Source organism: Pseudomonas cyclaminis, from assembly GCF_015163715.1.
Classification (GTDB): Bacteria; Pseudomonadota; Gammaproteobacteria; order Pseudomonadales; family Pseudomonadaceae; genus Aquipseudomonas; species Aquipseudomonas cyclaminis.
Genome location: NZ_JADDUM010000010.1, coordinates 23,351 through 45,063, shown reverse-complemented (window position 1 = coordinate 45,063; position 21,713 = coordinate 23,351). Strand labels below are relative to the sequence as shown.

The 21,713-nt window shown below is 60.5% G+C and carries 20 protein-coding genes and 3 pseudogenes; 15 read left to right on the top strand and 8 right to left on the bottom strand.

Annotated elements, in window-relative coordinates; translation table 11 throughout:
- Positions 1–36 precede the first annotated feature (36 nt).
- Positions 37–510: an Lrp/AsnC family transcriptional regulator gene (locus IQK56_RS01190; protein ID WP_003194103.1), complete on the bottom strand. Its 474-nt coding sequence runs from the start codon at positions 508–510 to the stop codon at positions 37–39.
- A 144-nt stretch (positions 511–654) separates the two neighbouring features.
- On the opposite strand from IQK56_RS01190, the gene kynU reads away from it, so the two are divergent.
- Positions 655–1,905, top strand: coding sequence for a kynureninase (kynU, locus tag IQK56_RS01185; RefSeq protein ID WP_150676753.1), 1,251 nt, complete (start codon positions 655–657; stop codon positions 1,903–1,905).
- A 90-nt stretch (positions 1,906–1,995) separates the two neighbouring features.
- Positions 1,996–3,402, top strand: a complete 1,407-nt coding sequence (locus IQK56_RS01180) for an amino acid permease (RefSeq protein WP_193864290.1) — start codon at positions 1,996–1,998, stop codon at positions 3,400–3,402.
- Here the strand turns inward: IQK56_RS01180 and IQK56_RS01175 are convergent.
- Positions 3,348–4,244: a LysR family transcriptional regulator gene (locus IQK56_RS01175; protein ID WP_193864289.1), complete on the bottom strand. Its 897-nt coding sequence runs from the start codon at positions 4,242–4,244 to the stop codon at positions 3,348–3,350. The two genes, IQK56_RS01180 and IQK56_RS01175, sit on opposite strands and share 55 nt — an antisense overlap.
- Positions 4,245–4,334: 90 nt before the next feature.
- Here IQK56_RS01175 and IQK56_RS01170 point away from each other — a divergent pair, with 90 nt between their 5' ends.
- The 5 genes from IQK56_RS01170 (at position 4,335) to IQK56_RS01150 (ending at position 9,362) form a co-directional block, all read left to right on the top strand.
- Positions 4,335–5,099 (top strand): sulfite exporter TauE/SafE family protein, encoded by a 765-nt coding sequence (locus tag IQK56_RS01170; RefSeq protein WP_193864288.1) that lies wholly within the window; start codon positions 4,335–4,337, stop codon positions 5,097–5,099.
- A 118-nt stretch (positions 5,100–5,217) separates the two neighbouring features.
- Positions 5,218–5,808 carry an NADPH:quinone oxidoreductase MdaB gene (mdaB, locus tag IQK56_RS01165; RefSeq protein ID WP_193864287.1) on the top strand — a complete coding sequence of 197 codons (591 nt, stop codon included), beginning with the start codon at positions 5,218–5,220 and terminating at the stop codon, positions 5,806–5,808.
- Positions 5,809–5,838: 30 nt separating this feature from the next.
- Complete coding sequence (locus IQK56_RS01160) at positions 5,839–6,735, top strand: LysR substrate-binding domain-containing protein (RefSeq protein WP_193864286.1); 897 nt, start codon at positions 5,839–5,841, stop codon at positions 6,733–6,735.
- A gap of 103 nt (positions 6,736–6,838) precedes the next feature.
- Positions 6,839–7,732: an NAD-dependent epimerase/dehydratase family protein gene (locus tag IQK56_RS01155; protein WP_193864285.1), complete on the top strand. Its 894-nt coding sequence runs from the start codon at positions 6,839–6,841 to the stop codon at positions 7,730–7,732.
- Between the two features lie 184 nt (positions 7,733–7,916).
- Positions 7,917–9,362 carry a SulP family inorganic anion transporter gene (locus IQK56_RS01150; RefSeq protein ID WP_122307506.1) on the top strand — a complete coding sequence of 482 codons (1,446 nt, stop codon included), beginning with the start codon at positions 7,917–7,919 and terminating at the stop codon, positions 9,360–9,362.
- A 21-nt stretch (positions 9,363–9,383) separates the two neighbouring features.
- On the opposite strand, the gene IQK56_RS01145 is transcribed toward IQK56_RS01150, so the two are convergent.
- Complete coding sequence (locus tag IQK56_RS01145; protein ID WP_193864284.1) at positions 9,384–9,764, bottom strand: lysozyme inhibitor LprI family protein; 381 nt, start codon at positions 9,762–9,764, stop codon at positions 9,384–9,386.
- Positions 9,765–10,011: 247 nt separating this feature from the next.
- Here IQK56_RS01145 and IQK56_RS01140 point away from each other — a divergent pair, with 247 nt between their 5' ends.
- The 4 genes from IQK56_RS01140 to IQK56_RS01125 are packed head-to-tail and all read left to right on the top strand — an operon-like array spanning position 10,012 to position 14,111.
- Positions 10,012–11,361: a GntT/GntP/DsdX family permease gene (locus IQK56_RS01140; protein WP_224794042.1), complete on the top strand. Its 1,350-nt coding sequence runs from the start codon at positions 10,012–10,014 to the stop codon at positions 11,359–11,361.
- 26 nt (positions 11,362–11,387) lie between these two features.
- Positions 11,388–12,248 (top strand): MurR/RpiR family transcriptional regulator, encoded by an 861-nt coding sequence (locus IQK56_RS01135; protein ID WP_193864283.1) that lies wholly within the window; start codon positions 11,388–11,390, stop codon positions 12,246–12,248.
- Between the two features lies 1 nt (position 12,249).
- Complete coding sequence (locus IQK56_RS01130; protein ID WP_193864282.1) at positions 12,250–13,713, top strand: N-acyl-D-amino-acid deacylase family protein; 1,464 nt, start codon at positions 12,250–12,252, stop codon at positions 13,711–13,713.
- Between the two features lie 29 nt (positions 13,714–13,742).
- Positions 13,743–14,111, top strand: a complete 369-nt coding sequence (locus tag IQK56_RS01125; RefSeq protein ID WP_122307511.1) for a glyoxalase superfamily protein — start codon at positions 13,743–13,745, stop codon at positions 14,109–14,111.
- A 628-nt stretch (positions 14,112–14,739) separates the two neighbouring features.
- Here the strand turns inward: IQK56_RS01125 and IQK56_RS31630 are convergent.
- A pseudogene (locus IQK56_RS31630) lies at positions 14,740–15,333 on the bottom strand (methyl-accepting chemotaxis protein); the annotation flags it as partial.
- 261 nt (positions 15,334–15,594) lie between these two features.
- Positions 15,595–16,659, bottom strand: a pseudogene (locus IQK56_RS31625) (methyl-accepting chemotaxis protein); the annotation flags it as partial.
- Between the two features lie 249 nt (positions 16,660–16,908).
- Between IQK56_RS31625 and bamJ the strand changes: the two are divergent.
- Complete coding sequence (gene bamJ, locus IQK56_RS01115; RefSeq protein WP_099587252.1) at positions 16,909–17,526, top strand: BamJ family beta-barrel-assembly machinery protein; 618 nt, start codon at positions 16,909–16,911, stop codon at positions 17,524–17,526.
- A gap of 60 nt (positions 17,527–17,586) precedes the next feature.
- On the opposite strand, the gene IQK56_RS01110 is transcribed toward bamJ, so the two are convergent.
- From IQK56_RS01110 to IQK56_RS01100, 3 genes are all read right to left on the bottom strand, one after another.
- Positions 17,587–17,844, bottom strand: coding sequence for a PA4570 family protein (locus IQK56_RS01110; RefSeq protein WP_003194088.1), 258 nt, complete (start codon positions 17,842–17,844; stop codon positions 17,587–17,589).
- A 159-nt stretch (positions 17,845–18,003) separates the two neighbouring features.
- Entirely contained in the window at positions 18,004–18,345 is a 342-nt protein-coding gene (locus tag IQK56_RS01105; protein WP_003230858.1) for a zinc ribbon domain-containing protein YjdM, read from the bottom strand.
- Positions 18,346–18,465: 120 nt separating this feature from the next.
- Positions 18,466–19,434, bottom strand: a complete 969-nt coding sequence (locus IQK56_RS01100; RefSeq protein WP_053132020.1) for a polyprenyl synthetase family protein — start codon at positions 19,432–19,434, stop codon at positions 18,466–18,468.
- Between the two features lie 239 nt (positions 19,435–19,673).
- Here IQK56_RS01100 and rplU point away from each other — a divergent pair, with 239 nt between their 5' ends.
- The 3 genes and pseudogenes from rplU (at position 19,674) to cgtA (ending at position 21,696) form a co-directional block, all read left to right on the top strand.
- Positions 19,674–19,988 (top strand): 50S ribosomal protein L21, encoded by a 315-nt coding sequence (gene rplU, locus IQK56_RS01095; RefSeq protein WP_026014348.1) that lies wholly within the window; start codon positions 19,674–19,676, stop codon positions 19,986–19,988.
- A gap of 34 nt (positions 19,989–20,022) precedes the next feature.
- A complete protein-coding gene (gene rpmA / locus IQK56_RS01090) occupies positions 20,023–20,280 on the top strand; it encodes a 50S ribosomal protein L27 (protein ID WP_003176049.1) in 258 nt (85 codons plus the stop codon).
- 193 nt (positions 20,281–20,473) lie between these two features.
- Positions 20,474–21,696, top strand: a pseudogene (gene cgtA, locus IQK56_RS01085) (Obg family GTPase CgtA).
- Positions 21,697–21,713 lie beyond the last annotated feature (17 nt).

Here is a 21,713-nt window from a genome sequence, read left to right as displayed (position 1 = left end):
GCACCGCCCTCCCACATTGGATTGATGGTGTTTCAGTTATTTGCGCAGCACCAAATCCAGCACCTCATCCCGATCCTTGATCTTCTGCAACACAATCTCCGAGCGTATATCCATCACCCCCGCGGTGCGGTTCAGGTGGTTCACGATAAAGTCCGAAAAATGCTTGAGGTTGCGCGCCTGCACCCGCAGTACATAGTTGCTGGCGCCCGTGATCACATAGGCGCTGGCCACCTCCGGCCAGCCCTGCACCTTCTTGATAAACGTCTCATGCCAATCCTCCACGTCCTGGCGCAACGACAGGTGGACGATGGCTTCCAGCTCGATCCCCAATTGTTCGGCGTTCAGCACCGCGCGGTAGCCGCTGATGATGCCTTCGCTCTCCAGCAGACGCAGGCGGCGCAGGCAGGCGGAGGGCGACAGCGCGACTTTTTCCGCCAGTTCCTGGTTGCTGATACGGCCATCCTGTTGCAGGAAATGCAGGAGGCGCAGGTCGGTGGCATCAAGAATCATGGTTAGAATAAATCCGCGTGTTTGGGGGGTAAATTCGAATTTCCTACAGCTTAATTAGCCTGTTACCTACGACTTTGCACGAAAATTCTGTAAATCTTCGTTCATTATTTAGTCCATCTTTACCTATAAAAACCAGGACAGACCATGACCACCCGAAGCCAATGCCAAGCCCGCGACGCCCAGGATTTGCTGGCGCCGTTGCGCAATCAGTTCACCTTGCCTGCGGGTGTGATCTACCTCGACGGCAACTCCCTCGGCGCACGTCCCGTGGCCTCGCTGGCGCGGGCGCAACAGGTGATTGCCGAGGAGTGGGGCAATGGCTTGATCCGCAGTTGGAACAGCGCCGGCTGGGCCGACCTGTCCCAGCGCCTGGGCAACCGCCTGGCACCGCTGATCGGTGCGCAGGACGGTGAAGTGGTGATCACCGATACCACCTCCATCAACCTGTTCAAAGTGCTCAGTGCTGCGCTGACGGTACAGCGCCAACGCGCACCATCGCGCAAGGTGATTGTCAGCGAAGCCAGCAACTTTCCCACTGACTTGTACATCGCCGAAGGCCTGGCCGAGTTGCTGCAACAGGGTTACTCCCTGCGTCTGGTAAACAGCCCGGATGAGCTGCCCCAGGCCATCGACGGCGATGTGGCGGTGGTGATGCTCACCCACGTCAACTACAAGACCGGCTACATGTACGACATGCAGGCGCTCACTGCCTTGAGCCATGAATGTGGCGCGCTGAGTATCTGGGACCTGGCGCACTCGGCAGGCGCGGTGCCCATCGACCTGCACAATGCGGGAGCCGATTACGCGATTGGCTGCACCTATAAATACCTCAATGGCGGCCCCGGCTCCCAGGCGTTCGTATGGGTTAACCCGGCGCTGGTGGACCTGGTGCGTCAGCCATTGTCGGGCTGGTTCGGACATACCCGGCAGTTCGCCATGGAGTCCAACTATGCGCCGAGCGCCGGCATCGCCCGCTACCTGTGCGGCACCCAACCGATCACCTCGCTGGCGATGGTGGAGTGTGGGCTGGAGATTTTCGAACAGACCGATATGGCGAGCCTGCGCAGCAAATCCCTGGCCTTGACTGACCTGTTTATCGAGCTGGTTGAGGCCCGTTGCGCGGCCCACGGCCTGGTGTTGATCACCCCACGTGAACATGCGCGGCGCGGTAGCCATGTGAGTTTCGAGCACCCGGAAGGGTATGCGGTGATCCAGGCCCTGATTGCTCGAGGTGTGATTGGCGATTACCGCGAGCCGCGGATTATGCGGTTTGGGTTTACGCCGTTGTATACGAGCTTTACCGAGGTGTGGGACGCCGTGGAAATCCTCGGTGAAATCCTTGATGAGCACACTTGGGACCAACCGCAATTCAAAGTCCGCCACAGCGTTACCTGAATAAAACACAGATCAAAATGTGGGAGGGAGCAAGCCCCCTCCCACAGGGATCAAGTCAATCTTCAAATAATAATAAAGGGGCACACCAACGTGACCACACCTGACACCGGCTTTGCCGAAATCACCCAACGCGAACTGGGCCTGCGGCGCCAGCTCACTTCCGGCCAGATGAGCATGATTGCCATCGGTGGCGCCATTGGCACCGGGCTGTTCATGGGCAGCGCCTATGCCATCGGTTATGCCGGGCCGAGTGTGCTGGTGAGTTACGCCATCGGCGCGCTGGTCACCCTGCTGCTGATGGGCTGCCTGGCAGAGATGACGGTGGCCCATTCCACCTCGGGCTCCTTCGGTGCGTATGCCGAGTTCTACATCAGCCCGCTGGCCGGCTTCCTGGTGCGTTATGCCTACTGGGCGGCGATTGTGCTGGCGGTGGGCGCCGAGGTCACGGCGGTGGCGATGTACATGAAGTACTGGTTCGCCAACGTGCCGGAGTGGGTGTGGATCGTGTCGTTTTCCAGTGTGCTGATTGCGCTCAATGCGATCAGCGTGAAGACCTTCGGTAACTTCGAATACTGGTTTTCCACGATCAAGATCAGCGCCATTGTCGGCTTCATCATCCTGGCCGCGTACGTAGTGTTTGGCTCCGGCAACCCGGATTACGGCGTGCAGAACTACACCGCACACGACGGATTTTTCCCCCATGGCTTGAGCGGCATGTGGATCGCGGTGATTGTGTCGATCTTCAGCTACCTCAGCGTGGAGATGATCGCCGTGGCCGCCGGTGAAGCCGCCGACCCGGAGCAGGCGGTGAAGAAGGCCTTTCGCGCAACCATCGTACGGTTGGTGGTGTTCTACCTGCTGACGCTGGCGCTGATGCTCGCCATCGTGCCGTGGAACCAGGCCGGGCAGACCCAGAGCCCGTTCGTCACGGTGATGCAGACCATCGGCATTCCCGGCGCCACCGGGGTAATGAACTTCGTGATCCTGATTGCCGCGCTGTCGGCGATGAACAGCCAGCTCTATATCACCACGCGCATGATGTTCAGCTTGTCCCGCGCCGGCTTCGCGCCCAAGTCCATGGGCGCCCTGAGCAAAAGCGGCATCCCGCTGAATGCGCTGCTGCTCTCCAGTTCGGGCATTGCCCTGGCGACCTTGTTGAATGTGGTGTACCCGGAAAGCTCGTTCACCTTGATGATGGCGATCTCGATGTTTGGCGCGATCTTCACCTGGTTCATGATCTTTCTCACGCACCTGTTTTTCCGCCGTTATCGCAAGCGCCACGGCGGGCCGAAGTTGTCCTTCCAGCTGCGCCTGTTTCCCTACAGCACACTGCTGGGCCTGGTGCTGATGGGCGCGGTGATGATCACCACGTATTTCACCGAAGCGTTCAAGATGACGCTGGTGTTTGGCGTGCCGTTCCTGTTGATTCTGTCGGCGGTGTATTACGGGTTCTTCCGCAAGGGCAGGGCCAAGGCGTCGAACAAGGCTTTGGCGTAACCGGGCAGTTGCTCGAACGAACGTGTGCACAGTAATAGCTGTCGGCAGGCCCAGTCTTCTGCCAGAGGCTGGGCCTTGAAGTGGCGTTCCAAAGGCCAGCGATCCAGCGCGGCCTGGGGCACGATGCCCAGGCCAGTGCCCCGTGCGACCATCCGAATCACCCCATCAAAGCCCTCGGCGCGGATGCGCGTGTGTAAGCGAAACCCCGCGTTCAGCGCTTGCTCTTCCAGGTACACCGCCAGTGCGCTGTGGGCCGCGAGGCCGACGTAATCGTGTGGCAGGCTGTCGATAAAACTCACCGGGCCGGCAGCCAAGGGATGATCCAAGGGCATGATCAGCACCAGCGGGTCGTCGCGAAAGGGCAGGGTCTGCAAACCGTGGGTGTCCACCGCATCGGAGATGATCCCCAGATCCGCCGTGCCCTGGCGCAGGGCCTGGGTGATGCGCAGGCTGGGCAATTCCTGCAGGTCGATGTCGAGGTTGGGGTGCTCGCGCAGAAAATCCGCCAGCAGTTCAGGCAGGTATTCGCTGAGCGCCGTGGTGTTGCACAGCAGGCGCACCTGGCCTTTGATGCCGTTGGCGTATTCCGCCAGGTCCTGTTGCAGGTGCTCGGCCTGTTGCAGCAGCAGGCGCGCATGGCGGGCCAGGGCTTTGCCAGCGGCGGTAGGGGTAACACCACGGCGACCGCGCTCAAGCAAGGCGATGCCCAGCGAGGCTTCCATTGCGCGGATGCGAGCGCTGGCCGCCGCCAGGGATAAATGGCTGCGGCTGGCGCCGGCGGTGATGTTGCCGGTGTCGAGGGTGTGCAGGTAGAGGCGTAGGTCAGTCAGGTCAAAGTGCATGGCTTGGGGTCTCAGCCTCACACAAAACAAGAGGCAGCCTCAGTATATGGCGAATTTCCAGCGAATATCCAAACCCGCACAATCCCCCCCATGACGACCTTCCTCGCGTTCTACCAAAACCTCGGCCCCGCCTTGACCCTGCTGGTGATCGGCACCTTCCTGCTGGCCGGCACGGTCAAGGGGGTAATCGGTCTGGGCTTACCGACAGTGGCCATGGGCATGCTCGGCCTGGCTATGTTGCCGGCGCAGGCTGCGGCGTTGCTGATCATTCCTTCAACGGTCACCAACCTCTGGCAATTGGCGTTCGGCGGTCACCTGAGTGCCTTGCTCAAACGATTGTGGCCGATGCTCGTGCTGATTTTCCTCGGCACCGGGCTGGGCACGCTGTGGCTGGGCATGGACGGCGGGCACTGGGTGGTGCGGGCGTTGGGCGGGGCATTGCTGGTGTATGCGCTGAGTGGATTGTTTTTGCCCACCTTCAAGTTCACGCCGCCAACCGAACGCTGGCTGGGCCCGCTGTGTGGGTTGATCACCGGCGTGATCACCTCGGCCACCGGCGTGTTCGTGATTCCTGCGGTGCCGTATCTGCAAGCACTGGGGTTGAATCGCGATCAACTGGTGCAGGCATTGGGCCTGTCGTTCACCGTGTCGACGCTGGCGCTGGCGGCGGGCTTGGCCTGGCGCGGCACCTTGGGCGGCGGTGAGGTCAGTGCCTCGTTGCTGGCGCTGGTGCCGGCGTTACTGGGGATGTGGCTGGGCCAGGTGCTGCGCCAGCGCATCAGTGCGGTGCTGTTCAAGCGGGTATTTTTCATCGGCATGGCGCTGTTGGGCGGTCATCTGCTGATCAGTGGTTAATAATTGCCAGTGGATTCGTGCTTTTTGATCAAAGGTATTTTGCCGGGGCACGGCTTATTCCGAAGGGTTGGGGTCGATAGTCTGCGTCCAGACCTTTTCAACTTCCGGATGCCCTCCCATGAAAAAAGTACTCCTGCTCAACGGCGGCAAAAAGTTCGCCCACTCCGATGGCCGCTACAACACCACCTTGCATGACACTGCCCTGGCCGTGCTGGACCGCAGTGGTATCGACGTCAAAGTCACCCATATCGACGAAGGCTACGATGTCGCCGAAGAAGTCGCGAAATTCCTCTGGGCCGACGTGATCATCTACCAGATGCCCGGCTGGTGGATGGGCGCACCGTGGATCATCAAGAAGTACATCGATGAAGTCTTCACCGAAGGCCATGGCAGCCTCTACGCCAGCGACGGCCGCACCCGTTCCGATGCCTCGCAGAAGTACGGCAGCGGCGGCCTGATTCAGGGCAAGCAGTACATGCTCTCCCTGACCTGGAACGCGCCGCAGCAAGCCTTCGACGACCCGAGCGATTTCTTCGAAGCCAAAGGCGTGGACGCGGTGTACTTCCCGTTCCACAAGGCTCACGAGTTCCTTGGCATGACCAGCCTGCCGACTTTCCTCTGCGTGGATGTGATGAAACGCCCGGCCATCGAGGCGGACGTGGCGCGTTACGAGCAGCATCTGGCGCAGGTGTTCAACCTCTCGGTGTAAGCTGCTGTGAACCGATAATGAGGACCGCCCGTGAAAGCCCGATCCGATGAGCTACAGATCTTCGTCAGCGTGATCGAGTGCGGCTCGATTTCCGCTGCGGCGGAGCAGGTCGGGCAGACGCCGTCGGCGGTCAGCCGCACCTTGTCGCGCCTGGAAGCCAAGCTCGACACCACGCTGATCAACCGCACCACACGGCGGATGGACCTGACCGAAGAGGGCAAGTACTTCTTCGAACAGGCCAAGTTGATCCTGGCGCAGATGGATGAGCTGGAAGAACGCTTGTCGTCACGCCAGAAAAACCCGGCCGGCCGGCTGCGCATCAACGCGGCGGTGCCGTTCATGCTGCATGGGATCGTGCCGTACATCGCCGAGTTTCGTGGCCTGTACCCAGAGATCCAGCTGGAGTTGAACAGCGATGACCTGATCATCGACCTGCTGGAACAGAGCACCGATATCGCCATTCGCATCGGCGCCCTGGCCGATTCGACCCTGCATGCGCGCGCCCTCGGGTGTACGCCGCTGCACATCCTCGCCAGCCCTGAATACCTCAAGCAGCACGGCGCGCCGCAGACCGTCGCCGAGTTGGGCGACCACACGTTGCTCGGCTTCACCCAGACCGAAACCCTCAACCACTGGCCGCTGCGCCATGTGGAAGGCGACCGCTGGCTGATCCAGCCGAGCATCGCCGCGTCCAGCGGCGAAACCCTGCGCCAACTGGCGCTGGAAGGGCAGGGCATTTGTTGCCTGTCGAACTTCATGACCAACGCCGACATCGACGCCGGGCGCCTGGTGCCAGTGCTGGAGGCGTTCAACAGCGGTTATCGCCAGCCGATCCACGCGGTGTTCTACCGTAACTCGCAGCTGGCGTTGCGCATTCAGTGCTTCCTGGACTTTATCCAGGTCAAGCTGGCGCGGTATGCGTGCTGATTCGTGACCGCCGCGCAAGAGTGAATTGGGCGATAGAGGCTTATTCGACAAGAGTCGAGCCTTGATACTGGGCCCATCACTTACCCCGTCAGGAGCAACCTCCATGAACGTATTCGTCACCGGCGCCGCAAGTTTTATCGGCGGTTCGATTGCCACCGGCCTGGTCCGGGCCGGCCACCACGTCACCGGCCTGGTGCGCAGCGCCGAGCAAGCGGCTGAGATGTCCGACTTGGGCATTACTCCTGTCATCGGCAGCCTCGACGACGCCGCGATATTGACTGAGCAAGCGAACAAGTCCGACGCTGTTATCAACGCCGCGAGCAGCGACCACCGCGCTGCCGTGGAAACCCTGCTGGCTGCATTGAAGGGCTCGAACAAGCCGTTCCTGCACACCAGCGGTTCGAGCATCGTCGGCGATGCGTCGGGCGGCAAGGCCAGCGATGTCATTTACGTTGAGGGCAACCTGCCGGAGCCGACCGTCGACAAGGCCGCCCGCGTGGCCATCGACAACCTGATCCTGGCGGCCGCCCAGGATGGCGTGAATTCGGCAGTGATCTGCAACACCTTGATCTACGGCCACAGCCTGGGCGTGAAGCGTGACAGCGTGCAGTTACCGCGCTTGCTCAAGCAGGCGCGCAAGAGTGGGGTGGTGCGCCATGTGGGCACAGGGCAGAACATCTGGTCCAACGTGCACATTGAAGACGTGGTGGCGCTGTACCTGTTGGCGCTGACGAAGAATGTGCCGGGCACCTTCTACTTTGTGGAAAGTGGTGAAGCGTCGTTCGTCGATATGACCACGGCCATCGCCCAAGCCCTGAACCTGGGTCAGCCACAGGATTGGCCATTGGCTGAAGCTGAAGCCGAGTGGGGTTATGAAATGGCCAACTACGGGTTGGGTTCGAACAGCCGGGTACGCGGCAAGCATGCGGGTGAGCTGTTGGGGTGGGTGCCCGAGCGTACTTCGGTAGTGGAGTGGATTCGCAACGAGATGGTGTGATGGTCGCTTGATACCGAGGCGCTGCCATCGGGGGCAAGCCCCCTCCCACGCTGGGCCTGTGTACGCGGTCAAAATGTGGGAGGGGCTTGCCCCCGATTGAAGTGCCCCGGTCTTCCAGACTAGCCCCGAGTTGATCAATTCCGTACCATCCCCTGCCTTATCCCCCGCAATTCCCTGGTACCTCATGAACCTCTCCCGTCTGCGCGCCGATGCCCTGGCCGGCCTCACCACGTCTTTCGCGTTGCTGCCCGAATGCATCGCCTTTGCCCTGGTGGCTCATCTCAACCCGCTGATGGGCCTGTATGGCGCGTTTATCATCTGCACCCTGACGGCCTTGTTCGGCGGCCGGCCCGGTATGGTTTCCGGTGCGGCGGGCTCGATGGCGGTGGTGATCGTGGCGTTGGTGGTGCAGCACGGCGTGGAGTATCTGCTGGCGACGGTGCTGCTGGGCGGGTTGATCATGGTCGCCTTCGGCCTGCTGCGCCTGGGCAAGCTGGTGCGCATGGTGCCGCATTCGGTGATGCTCGGTTTCGTCAACGGCCTGGCGATTATCATCGCGCTGGCGCAGTTGGAGCATTTCAAGAGCGGTGAAACCTGGCTCAGCGGCACGCCGTTGTATGTGATGACCGCGCTGGTGGCGGCCACCATGGCCATCGTCTACCTGCTGCCACGTCTGACCCGCGCAGTGCCGCCGGCCTTGGTCGCGATCCTCGGCGTGGGCCTGGCGGTGTACCTGCTCGGCCTGCCGACCCGCACCCTCGGCGATATGGCCCACATCGCCGGGGGCCTGCCGACCTTTGCACTGCCGCAGATCCCCTGGACCCTGGAAACCCTCGGCATCATCGCGCCCTATGCGTTCCTGATGGCCATGGTCGGGCTGCTGGAAACCCTGCTGACCCTGAACCTGACCGACGAAATCACTGAAACCCGCGGCTACCCAGACCGTGAAAGCGTGGCATTGGGCGCGGCGAATATGGTCTCGGGCCTGTTCGGCGGCATGGGCGGTTGCGCGATGATCGGGCAAACCGTGATCAACCTCAGCTCCGGCGGGCGCGGGCGCTTTTCCGGGGTGTTTGCCGGGGTGATGATCCTGCTGTTCATTCTGTTTCTGTCACCGCTGATCGAGCGGATCCCGCTGGCGGCGCTGGTGGGGGTGATGTTCGTGGTGTCCCAGCAGACCTTTGCCTGGGCTTCGCTGCGGGTGATCAACAAGGTGCCGCTCAATGATGTGCTGGTGATTATCGCGGTGACGGTGATCACCGTGTTTACCGACCTGGCGACCGCCGTGCTGTGTGGCATCGTGATCGCCGCGCTCAACTTCGCCTGGCAACAGGCCCGCGAGTTGTATGCCGATGAGCACCAGGAAGCCGACGGCAGTAAGCTCTATCGTCTGCACGGCACCTTGTTCTTTGCCTCGACTACGCCGTTTTTGAATCAGTTCGACCCGGCCAATGACCCGGAGCAGGTGACGCTGGATTGCCGTCACCTGAGTTTTGTCGACTATTCAGCGATTGCCGCGCTGATGACCCTGCGCGAGCGCTACACCAAGGCCGGCAAGCATCTGCGGGTGCTGCATTTGTCGGAGCGCTGCAAGAAGTTGCTCAAGCGGGCGCGGGTGCATCACGACTGATGGAGCATCTGTGGCGGGTGATCATGGCCCGACCAGGTCTTCCAGTTCCTGGGCACGCGCCTGGGTCATGTCCAGTACACAGCCGGTGCCATTGACCTGATCGATGGTGCCGCCAGTGGCTGAGCCGACAAACCCGCAGTTGGCATCGCGGTACTTTATCCACAGGCGCTGCAAGTCTTGCAGTTGCTGCTTGCGCGTACCGTCCTGGGCGGCGAGGGCGGTCTTGTAGGCCTTGTTCAGGCGCGTGTCCTGCACCTTGGCTTCCTTGACGTTGCAACCGACCATATCAGCGGTGGTGTTGGCGCCGTCCATGCATTTTTTCAGCGCCGGGTTGTCGGCGGCGGTGGCCGCGCCGGCGACGGCGAGAAGCAGGGCGCCGGCGGCGAGAGTTGTGCGAATCATGGTCGATGTTCCTGGCAACAGTGGATGTGCAGTCTATGACTCAACCAGCTGGGTTGAGTTTCCGGTCTTTTCTGATCTTCATGTAAGAACAACCCCCGAATTTTCATACACAGGTGTCGGGCATATCCCAACGCGACAGCGCTTGTCTGTGGGCGAAACTTACTTTCATAAAATTTGAAAACTCTCCTCGGTAATGATTTATGAGTTTCACAACCAATTCGACGTGACCCTTTCCGAGGAGTACCGCATGGCCGCATCACCGGGCTTCGGGCTGTTGGCATACGCTGCCATCGCCATCATTGCTTTGATCGTGCTGATTGCACGTTACCGACTCAACCCGTTTATCGTCATCACCCTGGTGTCCATTGGCCTGGCGCTGATGGCCGGGATGCCGGCGGACACCATCATGGGCTCGTATGAGGCGGGTGTCGGCAAGACCCTGGGGCATATCGCGCTCGTGGTGGCGCTGGGCACCATGCTCGGCAAGATGATGGCCGAGTCCGGCGGCGCGGAGCAGGTAGCGCGCACCTTGATCAACCGTTTCGGCGAGCGCAATGCCCATTGGGCGATGGTGTGCATTGCCTTCCTGGTGGGGCTGCCGCTGTTTTTCGAGGTGGGTTTTGTGTTGTTGGTGCCCATCGCCTTTACCGTGGCGCGACGGGTCGGCGTGTCGATTTTGATGGTCGGCCTGCCGATGGTCGCCGGTTTGTCGGTGGTGCACGCGCTGGTGCCGCCGCACCCGGCGGCGATGATGGCAGTGCTGGCGTATAACGCGTCGGTGGGGCAGACCGTGCTGTATGCGATTCTGATCGGTATCCCCACGGCGATCATTGCCGGCCCCCTTTACGCCAAGTTCATCGTGCCGCACATCCACCTGCCAGCGGAAAACCCGCTGGAGCGCCAGTTTATCGAACGTGAACCGCGCACCCGTTTGCCGAGTTTCGCGCTGACCATGGGCACCATCCTGTTACCGGTGGTGCTGATGATGATCGGCGGTTGGGCCAACGTAATCTCCACGCCGGGGACCGGCTTCAACCAATTCCTGCTGTTTATCGGCAACTCGGTCATCGCCTTGCTGGTGGCGACCCTGGTGAGTTTCTGGACGTTGGGATTGGCCCAAGGCTTCAACCGCGAATCGATCCTCAAGTTCACCAACGAATGCCTCGCGCCGACGGCCAGCATCACCTTGCTGGTGGGCGCGGGCGGCGGTTTGAATCGCATCCTGGTGGACGCCGGTGTGACCAACGAAATTCTTGGCCTGGCCCATGCGTTTCATTTGTCGCCACTGGTGATGGGCTGGTTGTTCGCCGCGTTGATGCGCATTGCGACCGGGTCGGCCACGGTGGCCATGACTACCGCGTCCGGCGTGGTCGCGCCCGTCGCCCTGGGCTTGGGTTATCCACACCCTGAATTACTGGTGCTGGCCACCGGTGCGGGTTCGGTGATCTTTTCCCACGTGAATGACGGCGGCTTCTGGCTGATCAAGGAATACTTCAATATGACGGTGATCCAGACCTTCAAGACCTGGACCGTGCTGGAGACATTGATTTCGGTGGTCGCCTTCGGTCTTACGTACGGTCTGTCGCTGGTTTTATAAGCCTCATCCTGTAACCCGGAGTTTCCATGGACATCCTCTACCAGATCCGCGCCCGCCAGGCTTCTTTCAGCGCCGGCGAAGGACGTATCGCCAAGCTGATGCTCGATGACGTAGGTTTTGCGGCGTCGGCCAGCCTGGAGGAGTTGTCCCAACGGGCAGAGGTCAGTACGGCAACGTTGTCGCGATTTGCCCGCAGCGTCGGTTGCCGCGATCTACGGGATTTGCGCCTGCAACTGGCCCAGGCCAGTGGCGTCGGCAGCCGTTTCCTGGATCCGTCGGGGTTGCCCGAACAGTCGGCGTTTCACCGGCAGATTCTGGGGGATATCGAGGCAACGTTGCGACAGCACTTATCGGGGTTCAACCAGGCGAGTTTCGCCGATGCGGTCAGCCTGCTGAGCAAGGCGCGGATGATCCATGCGTTCGGCATGGGCGGCCCGTCGAGCCTGTGCAGCGACGAGTTACAAGTGCGCCTGGTTCGCCTGGGCTACCCGATTGCCGCTTGTCACGACCCGGTGATGATGCGCGTCACGGCTGCGACCCTGGGCCCGGAACATGCGCTGATCGTCTGCTCGTTGACCGGCCTGACGCCGGAACTGCTGGACGTGGTGGCGCTGGCGCGCAACTACGACGCACGCATCATTGCCATCACCCTGGCCGATTCCCCTCTGGCGCGTTTGGCGGATGTGGTGCTGCCCCTGCAACCGGCCGAAACCAGTTTTATCTACAAACCCACCGCAGCGCGCTACGGCCTGCTGCTGGCCATCGACCTGCTCGCTACCGAGCTGGCGTTGGCCTTGCCGGACGAGAACCAGGAACGCCTGCGCCGGATCAAACTGGCCCTGGACGATTATCGCGGCGGCCCCGGTAGCCTGCCGCTTGGAGACTGATATGAAGTACGACACGCTGATTCGCCACGCGCTGATCATCGACGGCAGCAACACACCGGGTTACGTGGCGGATGTGGGGTTGCGCGATGGGCGTATCGAGACAATCGGTGACCTGTCTACTGCGACGGCCGAGCATGAAATCGACGCCACCGGCCGCGTATTGGCGCCGGGCTTCATCGATGTCCATACCCACGACGACACCGTGGTGATTCGCCACCCGCAGATGCTGCCCAAGCTCAGTCAGGGCGTGACCACAGTGATTGTCGGCAACTGCGGCATCAGCGCCTCGCCGGTCAGTTTGCGCTGCGATCCGCCGGACCCGATGAACCTGCTGGGTGGCGCTGCGGCGTTTGTGTATCCGCGTTTCAGCGACTATCGCCGCGCCGTGGAAAGCGCTCATCCAGCCGTCAACGTCGCGGCGCTGATCGGCCACACAGCGCTGCGCAGTAACCACATGGACGACCTGCATCGCACGGCGACACCGAATGAAATCGCCGCCATGCGGGTGCAACTGCACGAGAGTCTGGAAGCCGGCGCCCTCGGTTTATCCACAGGCCTGGCCTACGCCAGCGCGTTCAATGCCGAGACCGATGAAGTGCTGCAACTCAGTGAAGAACTGACGGCCTACGGTGCGGTGTACACCACTCACTTGCGCAGCGAATTCGAGCCGGTGCTGGAGGCGATGGACGAGGCGTTTCAGATTGGCCGACATGCCAAGGCACCGGTGATTATTTCCCACCTCAAGTGTGCAGGGGCGGGGAACTGGGGGCGCAGTCCGCAACTGTTGGCTGCGCTGGAACGGGCGGCGAAAACCCATCCGGTGGGGTGTGATTGCTATCCCTATGCGGCCAGTTCTTCGACCCTGGATTTGAAGCAGGTGACCGACGCATTTCGCATCACCATTACGTGGTCCACGCCCCATCCGGAAATGGGCGGGCGAGATCTGCAGGCTATCGCCGGCGAGTGGGAAGTTTCATTGATGGACGCCGCCCGCCGCCTGCAGCCGGCGGGGGCCGTGTATTACGGGATGGATGAGGCGGATGTGCGGCGAATCCTGGCGCATCCGTTGTCGATGGTGGGCTCGGACGGGTTGCCTGAAGACCCGTTTCCCCATCCGCGTTTGTGGGGCGCGTTTCCACGGGTGTTGGGGCATTTCAGCCGTGACGTGGGGTTGTTCCCACTGCATACGGCGGTGCACAAGATGACCGGCTTGTCGGCGGCGCGCTTTGGCTTGTCGGATCGCGGAGCAATTCGTGAAGGGCATTGGGCTGACCTGGTGTTGTTTGATCCGTTGCGGGTGCGGGATGTGGCGGACTTTAAAACGCCGGAACGGGCGGCAGAAGGCATTGACGGGGTGTGGGTCAATGGCGTCCTGAGCTACAGCGACGGGCAGGCGAACGGCCAGCGCCCTGGGCGGTTCTTGGCGCGCAGCGGGGATTTGCGTCGGGGTTTTTCGCCTTTATAGTGGGCGATCTTTTACACGGAGCGGTTGCCATGCACTTAGGAAAAGTCACCCCCATCCTGCGGATTTTCGACGAGACCAAGGCGTTGGAATTCTATGTGGACTTCCTCGGGTTCAAGGTCGATTGGCAGCATCGTTTCGAGGCGAATTACCCGCTCTACCTGCAAGTGTCGTTGGGTGAATGCGTGCTGCATCTGTCCGAGCACCATGGCGATGCCTCGCCGGGGGCTGCGGTGCGGATCCAGGCGCAGGGAGTGGATGCCTACCAGCAGCAATTGCAGGCGAAGGGCTACCGTTATGCCAAACCCGGGGTTGAAGAAACGCCTTGGGGCTCGCGGGAGATGAGCATCAAGGACCCGTTTGGGAATCGGGTGGTGTTTGTCGAGGAAGGTGAGGGCTGAGGGGCAAATCGCAGGCAATAAAAAACCGCCTTAGTAGGGCGGTTTTTTATTGCAATCCCAGTTTGCGGCTGGGGTTGCGGTGTCACAGGAGCACTGACGTGTTGCCGATACTACTGCTGCTTTCGTGCGTAATGCAAGACCTGAAGATGGGGGATTTTTCACTTCGGTAAACGTCAGCTTTTTTGATATGTGCCTGCAAAAACCAGCAACAACTGCACAATTAAAAGACCTTCGCTCGTCACACCTTAGCTTTGAGGGTTGGGCTAGTATCGCCCTCGTTCTGTGTTAGTCGTGAAGTAGGTTGGCTGGGTTCGCGCGCAAATTTTGGACCGACTGCCACGGGCTTGCAATCCGTGCCGGATTCATGCGGGAGGACCATAAACCCAGCCGCCTCACAGGAGCACTGACGTGCATCCGAAGGCTCACATGTTCCGGTAAGTGCGCTGGAGGTAAGGCCCAACTCACGGAGGGCCGAGTATGTCTAAGTTTGCACGACGTACGTGGAACCTCGTAGTGAACTGCCTGCGTGCTTACCACGTATGGAAGTTCCTGCGGGACAGCTTTGATGACCTGTAAGGTCTGAGAAGTGGAGCCGCCTCGGTTAATCCCGAGGCGGCTTTTTGGTTTGTTAAACCCGGAAATGACTGACCATCTGCTGCAACTGGCTGCCCAGACGAGCCAGTTCCACACTCGACTTCGCCGTCTCGTCACTCGCGGTGGCGGTCTGTTCCGACACGTCGCGCACATTGACGATGCTGCGGCTGATCTCTTCGGCCACGGCGCTTTGTTGCTCGGCGGCGGCGGCGATCTGCTGGTTCATCGACTGGATGTTCGACACTGTCCGGGTGATGTTCTCCAGGGATACACCGGCCTTGCGCGTCAGTTCGACACTGCTGTCGGTGAGGCTGCGGCTGTTGTTCATCACGTTGGCCACTTGCTGGGTGCCGTTCTGCAAACCGGCGACCAGGCCTTCGATCTCTTCGGTGGATTTTTGCGTGCGCTGGGCCAGGCCGCGCACTTCGTCGGCGACCACGGCAAACCCGCGACCGGCTTCACCGGCGCGTGCGGCTTCGATCGCGGCGTTGAGGGCCAGCAGGTTGGTCTGTTCGGCCACTGCCTTGATCACGTCCATCACGCTGCCGATCTTGCTGCTCTCTTGTTGCAGGTGGCTCATGGCGTCGGTGGAGCGCGCCACTTCGGCGGCCAGGCGTTCGATCTGGGCGATGGCTTCGGCCACCACTTTGTCGCCAGCGCGGGCTTGGCCGTCGGCATCGGCAGCGGCCAGTGAAGCCTGTTCGGCGTTACGCGCGACTTCCTGCACCGTGGCGGTCATTTCATGCATCGCGGTGGCCACTTGATCGGTCTCGATCTTCTGGCTGTTCACGCCGGCGCTGGTCTGCTCGGTCACGGCCGAGAGTTCCTCGGCGGCGCTGGCGATCTGGGTCACGCCGTCACGAATGCCGCTGATCAACTCACGCAGGGTCGTGCCCATGCGCTGGATGCCTTGTTGCAGCACGCCCAGTTCATCGCGGCGGGTCACTTGGATGTTGTGGCTCAGGTCGCCGGAGGCAATGCGTTCCACCACGGCCAGGGTTTCCTGGATCGGGCGCGTGATCTGACGGGTGATGACCAGTGCGGCAATGATGCCAACCAGCAGGGCCAGCAGAGTGCTGATCAATTGCAGGCTACGGGCCTGGGCGCTTTCGGCGTCGCGGCGGTCGAGTTGGATATCGTAGAGCTTGTCGCTGATGGTGACGATATCAGCGCCTTGGGTGGTCATTTCAGCACGGGCAGCAACGATGTTGGCGTTGGCCGCCTTGTAGTTCTGCACCGCCGTGCGATAGGCGCCAAGAGCGGTTTCCAGTGCGGTCAGCGCGTTTTGCTGGGTGGCGCCAAAGGCGGCGCTGAGGTCTTTCAAGCCGGCAATGGCTTTGTCGATCTGTGCGGCTGCGCGGGCTTCGGTGTCTGGGTTGACGTTGCCGGTGTAGCCGCGCACTTCGTAGCGGGCCAGTTGGAATTGCATCTTGGCGTCGGCCACAGCCTGGAACTGGGCCAGGTGCTCCGAGCTGTCAGGCATCTGCTTGACGCTGGCTTCCAGCGCGTCGATCTGGGCGTTGGCGCTGTCGGCCTTGTCGCCCATCACCTGGCGAGAGGCATTGCCGTTACGGTAAGCCTCGCGCATTTTGTTCAGGGATTGCTGGTAGGCGGTAATGACCGACTTCTGCTCATTGAGCAGCTTGAGGTTTTCCGGGCTCTTGAAGCTGTCCAACAGTTTCTGTTGTTGGGCTGCGAAGGCATCGAGGCTGGTCTGCACGTTTTGCGCCACGGCTTCGTCACCGTTGGCCAACATGTATTGAAGGCGCACGATGCGCAGTTTGGTCAGCGACGCGTTGAGCTGTGTGATGTCGCTCATCCAGTTGCTGCGGTCGATCAGGCCGCCCAGGCTGGTCCAGCCAGTGAGTGCCAGGATCGAGGTGAGGACAAGCACCAGGCCGAAGCCCAGGCCCAGTTTGAGGTTGACGCTGATGTTACCGAACCAGCTGTTCATCGATTGCTCCGCAAGAGTGATGTCTGTTTGCTGGACGGTGTTGTTATTTGAGCCAGCCAAGGTGTAGCGCTGTATCGGCGGCGGGGCGTGATTCTGAAGGGCGTTTTATTTCAGGTGGCGACGAAGGGTCGCCAGCGGTGTGCCGCACTACTGAGGGCTCATCAAGGGGCGGTCTTGTGTGCTAGTCTGCGGGCCCTTTTAGTTTCGGACAGCGCGGGAAATCGCGTTGTCCTACAGCGGAGCCTCTTCATGTCCGAAGTTAATCTGTCCACCGACGAAACCCGCGTCAGCTACGGTATCGGCCGTCAGTTGGGCGACCAACTGCGCGACAACCCGCCACCGGGCGTGAACCTTGACGCAATCCTGGCTGGCCTGACCGACGCATTCGCAGGCAAGCCAAGCCGCGTTGATCAAGAGCAAATGGCTGCCAGCTTCAAGGTGATCCGCGAAGTCATGCAAGCCGAAGCAGCCGCCAAGGCTGAAGCCGCTGCTGGCGCTGGCCTGGCCTTCCTGGCTGAAAACGCCAAGCGTGATGGCATCACCACCCTGGCTTCCGGCCTGCAATTTGAAGTGCTGACGGCCGGTGAGGGCGCCAAGCCGACCCGTGAAGATCAAGTTCGTACCCACTACCACGGCACCCTGATCGACGGCACTGTGTTCGACAGCTCCTACGAGCGTGGCCAGCCAGCAGAATTCCCGGTTGGCGGCGTGATTGCCGGTTGGACCGAAGCCCTGCAACTGATGAATGCCGGCAGCAAATGGCGTCTGTACGTGCCGAGCGAACTGGCTTACGGCGCTCAAGGCGTTGGCAGCATCCCGCCGCACAGCGTTCTGGTGTTCGACGTCGAGCTGCTCGACGTTCTGTAAGACCTGCTGATTACCTGTTGGGGCGAACCTGTTCGTCCCAACAGGGTTTTGCGCGTTTGCTCATGGATGAAACTTGCCATTGAGCTCCGTCGCCGGGCGCAACGCCCGGGCATAACAGAACAGAAACAAGTTACGCACCACCTCTTTCAGCACACCGGGTTCACTTGAACTCAGGCCGTTGACGTCCAGGTCACCCTGGTCCTGCAATTCATTCAGCGCTTCCTCTTCCAACACTGCACAGACTTCACCGGTTTCCCTATGCAGGATCCGCAGGTAAGGGTGTGGGCGGTCCAGCCAGGCATCTATCAAATAAGTCATGGTGCATCTCCTTGATGGGTTTCAATGAGAATAATTCTTATTCGTAGAATAGCAAGCGCCTATTGGCAGTTTGTTGGTTTTTCTGTGTGGATATTGAGATGGGTCAGCAAGGAGGGCAAAACGCCATCCCGCGGCTGGCGCGGGATGGATGCAGCGGATTCAGACTTTGCGCACGAACTCGGACTTGAGCTTCATCGGGCCGATACCGTCGATCTTGCAGTCGATATCGTGGTCGCCGTCGCACAAGCGGATGTTCTTGACCTTGGTACCGACCTTGACGACCAGGGATGTGCCCTTGACCTTGAGGTCCTTGATCACGGTGATGGTGTCGCCGTCCTGCAGGACGTTGCCCACAGAGTCTTTCTTCACGGTTTCATCGCCGGCCACTTCGGCCTCGCCATTGGCGGACCACTCATGGGCGCATTCCGGGCAGATCAGCTGGGCGCCGTCTTCGTAGGTGTATTCGGAATTGCATTTCGGGCAGGGTGGCAACGTGCTCACTAAAGCTCCTTAAAGGTCAGGATGGCTAAAAGTCGCACATTATATAGGGTTTTGTGGTGTTGCAGGCTGTATGAAATCCAAATGTGGGAGGGGGCTTGCCCCTCCCACATTGCAGGTATTTTAGTGAGTGCGGGCCACCGCAAACTCACTCAGCTCAACCAGGGCGTCCCGGTATTCACTGGCGGGCAGGGCTTCCAGGCATTTGATCGCACGGGCAACGTAGTCACGCGCCAGCTGTGCGGTGTAGTCCAGGGAGCCCGAAGCTTCTACGGCCTCACGAATGCTTTCCAGGTCTTCGATGCCGCCTTTCTGGATCGCCTTGCGCACCAGGGCTGCCTGTTCCGGCGTGCCTTCGCGCATGGTGTAGATCAGCGGCAAGGTCGGCTTGCCCTCGGCCAGGTCGTCGCCGACGTTCTTGCCCAGGGTTTCGGCGTCGCCACGGTAGTCGAGCAGGTCGTCGACCAATTGGAAGGCCACGCCCAGATGATCACCAAAGGTACGCAGGGCTTCAGCCTGTTCGGCGGTCGCACCGCACAGGGCCGCAGCACTGTGGGTCGAGGCCTCGAAGAGCATCGCGGTTTTGCCGCGAATCACTTCCATGTAGGTTTCTTCGGTGGTGCTGGCGTCGCGCACCTTCGACAGCTGCAACACTTCGCCTTCAGCGATGATGCGCGTGGCCTGCGACAGGATCTTCATCACCGGCATCGAGCCCAGTTCGACCATCATCTCGAACGAGCGCGAGTACAGGAAGTCGCCCACCAGCACGCTCGGGGCGTTGCCCCACATCGCATTGGCGGTCTCGCGGCCACGGCGCATGCCGGACATGTCGACCACGTCGTCATGCAGCAGGGTGGCGGTGTGCAGGAACTCGATGGTGGCCGCCAGCAGGCGCAGGTCATCGCCTTCGCGGCCCAGGGCCTTGCCACACAGCAACACTAATAAAGGACGCAGGCGCTTACCGCCCGCCGACGTAATGTAGTCGCCAATTTTGGAGACCAGCGGCACTTTAGACGTCAGCTGCTGCTTGATGATGCCGTCGACGGCGCTAAAATCGTCCGCGACCGCGCGGTAGAAAGCTTGGGGTTGCATCAGCGACAGTCGCTCCAGAAGGGTTGCGCGGCATGCTAGGACCCTGACCCCGCAGTGTCAAGGCGCGATAGACGGCCCCTTGCAAGGCCTCGTTGCCTTGCGTACAATCGCGCACCCTGAACTTCCTGGGCAGCACCTGCCTTACGCAATTGCATTCGGGACGTCCATCCCATGCAGCCATGCCAGCCAATACCTCTTCTTATAAAGAGCTGGGTGAGCAGGATTATCGGAGAAATACCATGTCGTACGCAGTAATTGTTACTGGTGGCAAGCAATACAAGGTCGCCCCAGGTGAATACCTGAAGATCGAAAAACTGGAAGTCGCTACTGGCGAATCCGTTACTTTTGATCGCGTTCTGTTGGTCGCCAATGGCGATGACGTGAACATCGGCGCTCCAGTTGTTGCTGGCGCTACCGTTGTGGCTGAAGTGATCTCCCAAGGGCGTCACGATAAAATCCGCATCATCAAGTTCCGTCGTCGTAAGCACCACATGAAGCGTATGGGCCACCGCCAGTGGTACACCGAGATCAAAATCACCGGTATTCAGGCTTAATTTCAGCCTAATTCCTCACTAGGAGAATTGACTCATGGCACACAAAAAAGCTGGTGGTAGTACCCGTAACGGTCGCGACTCAGAAGCCAAACGCCTTGGCGTTAAGATGTATGGCGGCCAGAAAATCATTCCGGGCAACATCATCGTGCGTCAGCGCGGCACCCAATTCCACGCCGGTTACGGTGTAGGCATGGGTAAAGATCACACCCTCTTCGCGAAAATCGAAGGCGTGATCAAGTTTGAAGTAAAAGGCGCGTTCAACCGCCGTTACGTGAGCGTTGTCGCAGCTTAATTGCGAGATCGCTGGAAAAGCCCTGTCTTGCGACGGGGCTTTTTCGTTTGTGGGGTGAGTCTCTTGCAAAGCTGTTTGTGATGGGCTCCGGCGCTGGATTTGCGGTCGCTGATTGAGGTCGCTGCGCTCATTTTTGCAAGAGTCTTATGTCTTGGTTTTTTAAGCTCGTCCGTGCGGCGAGAGGCGTTTTGTTATGAAGTTCGTTGATGAAGTTTCCATCCGAGTAAAAGCAGGCGACGGCGGTAACGGTTGCATGAGTTTCCGTCGCGAAAAGTTCATCGAAAACGGTGGCCCCAACGGCGGTGACGGCGGTGACGGCGGTTCCATCTACATGATGGCCGACGAAAACCTCAACACCCTCGTCGACTACCGTTACACCCGGCACTTCGATGCCGAGCGTGGCTCCAACGGCGGCAGCACCGACTGCACCGGTAAGAAAGGTGAAGACCTGGTACTGCGCGTACCGGTCGGCACCACGATCATCGACTCCGCGACCCAGGAAGTGATTGGCGACCTGACCAAGCCGGCCAGAAGCTGATGGTTGTGCAGGGCGGCTGGCACGGTCTGGGTAACACCCGATTCAAGTCCAGTACCAACCGTGCACCGCGCCAGACCACGCCGGGCAAGCCTGGCGAGCAGCGTGACCTCAAGCTGGAAATGAAAGTACTGGCAGACGTGGGCCTGCTGGGCCTGCCGAACGCTGGTAAAAGTACCTTCATCCGCTCGGTCTCGGCCGCCAAGCCGAAAGTCGCCGACTACCCGTTCACTACCCTGGTGCCAAACCTGGGCGTGGTCAGCGTCGACCGTTGGAAAAGCTTCGTGATCGCCGACATTCCCGGCCTGATCGAAGGGGCTTCCGATGGCGCGGGCCTGGGGATTCGCTTCCTCAAGCACTTGTCCCGTACCCGTTTGCTGCTGCACCTCGTCGACATGGCGCCGCTGGATGACACCAGTGCACCAGACGCCGCCGAAGTGATCGTCAGCGAGCTGACCAAGTTCAGCCCGGCCCTGGCTGAGCGTGATCGCTGGTTGGTGCTGAACAAGTGCGACCAGATCCTCGAAGAAGAGCACGAGGAGCGCGTCAAGGAAATCGTTGACCGCCTGGAATGGACCGGTCCGGTCTACGTGATCTCGGCCATCGCCAAAGAAGGCACCGAGCGCCTGACCCGCGACATCATGCGCTACCTCGAAGACCGTGCCGACCGCCTGGCGGCCGACCCGGTATTCAAGGCAGAACTGGCCGAACTCGACCAGCAGATCGAAGACGAAGCCCGCGCCCAGCTGCAAGCCCTGGACGACCAGCGTGCCCTGCGCCGCAGCGGCGTGAAGTCGGTCCATGACATCGGCGACGACGATTGGGACGAAGAAGACGTGGATGATGAAGACGGTCCGGAAATCATTTACGTGCGTGACTGATTCGTTGCGATAAACTT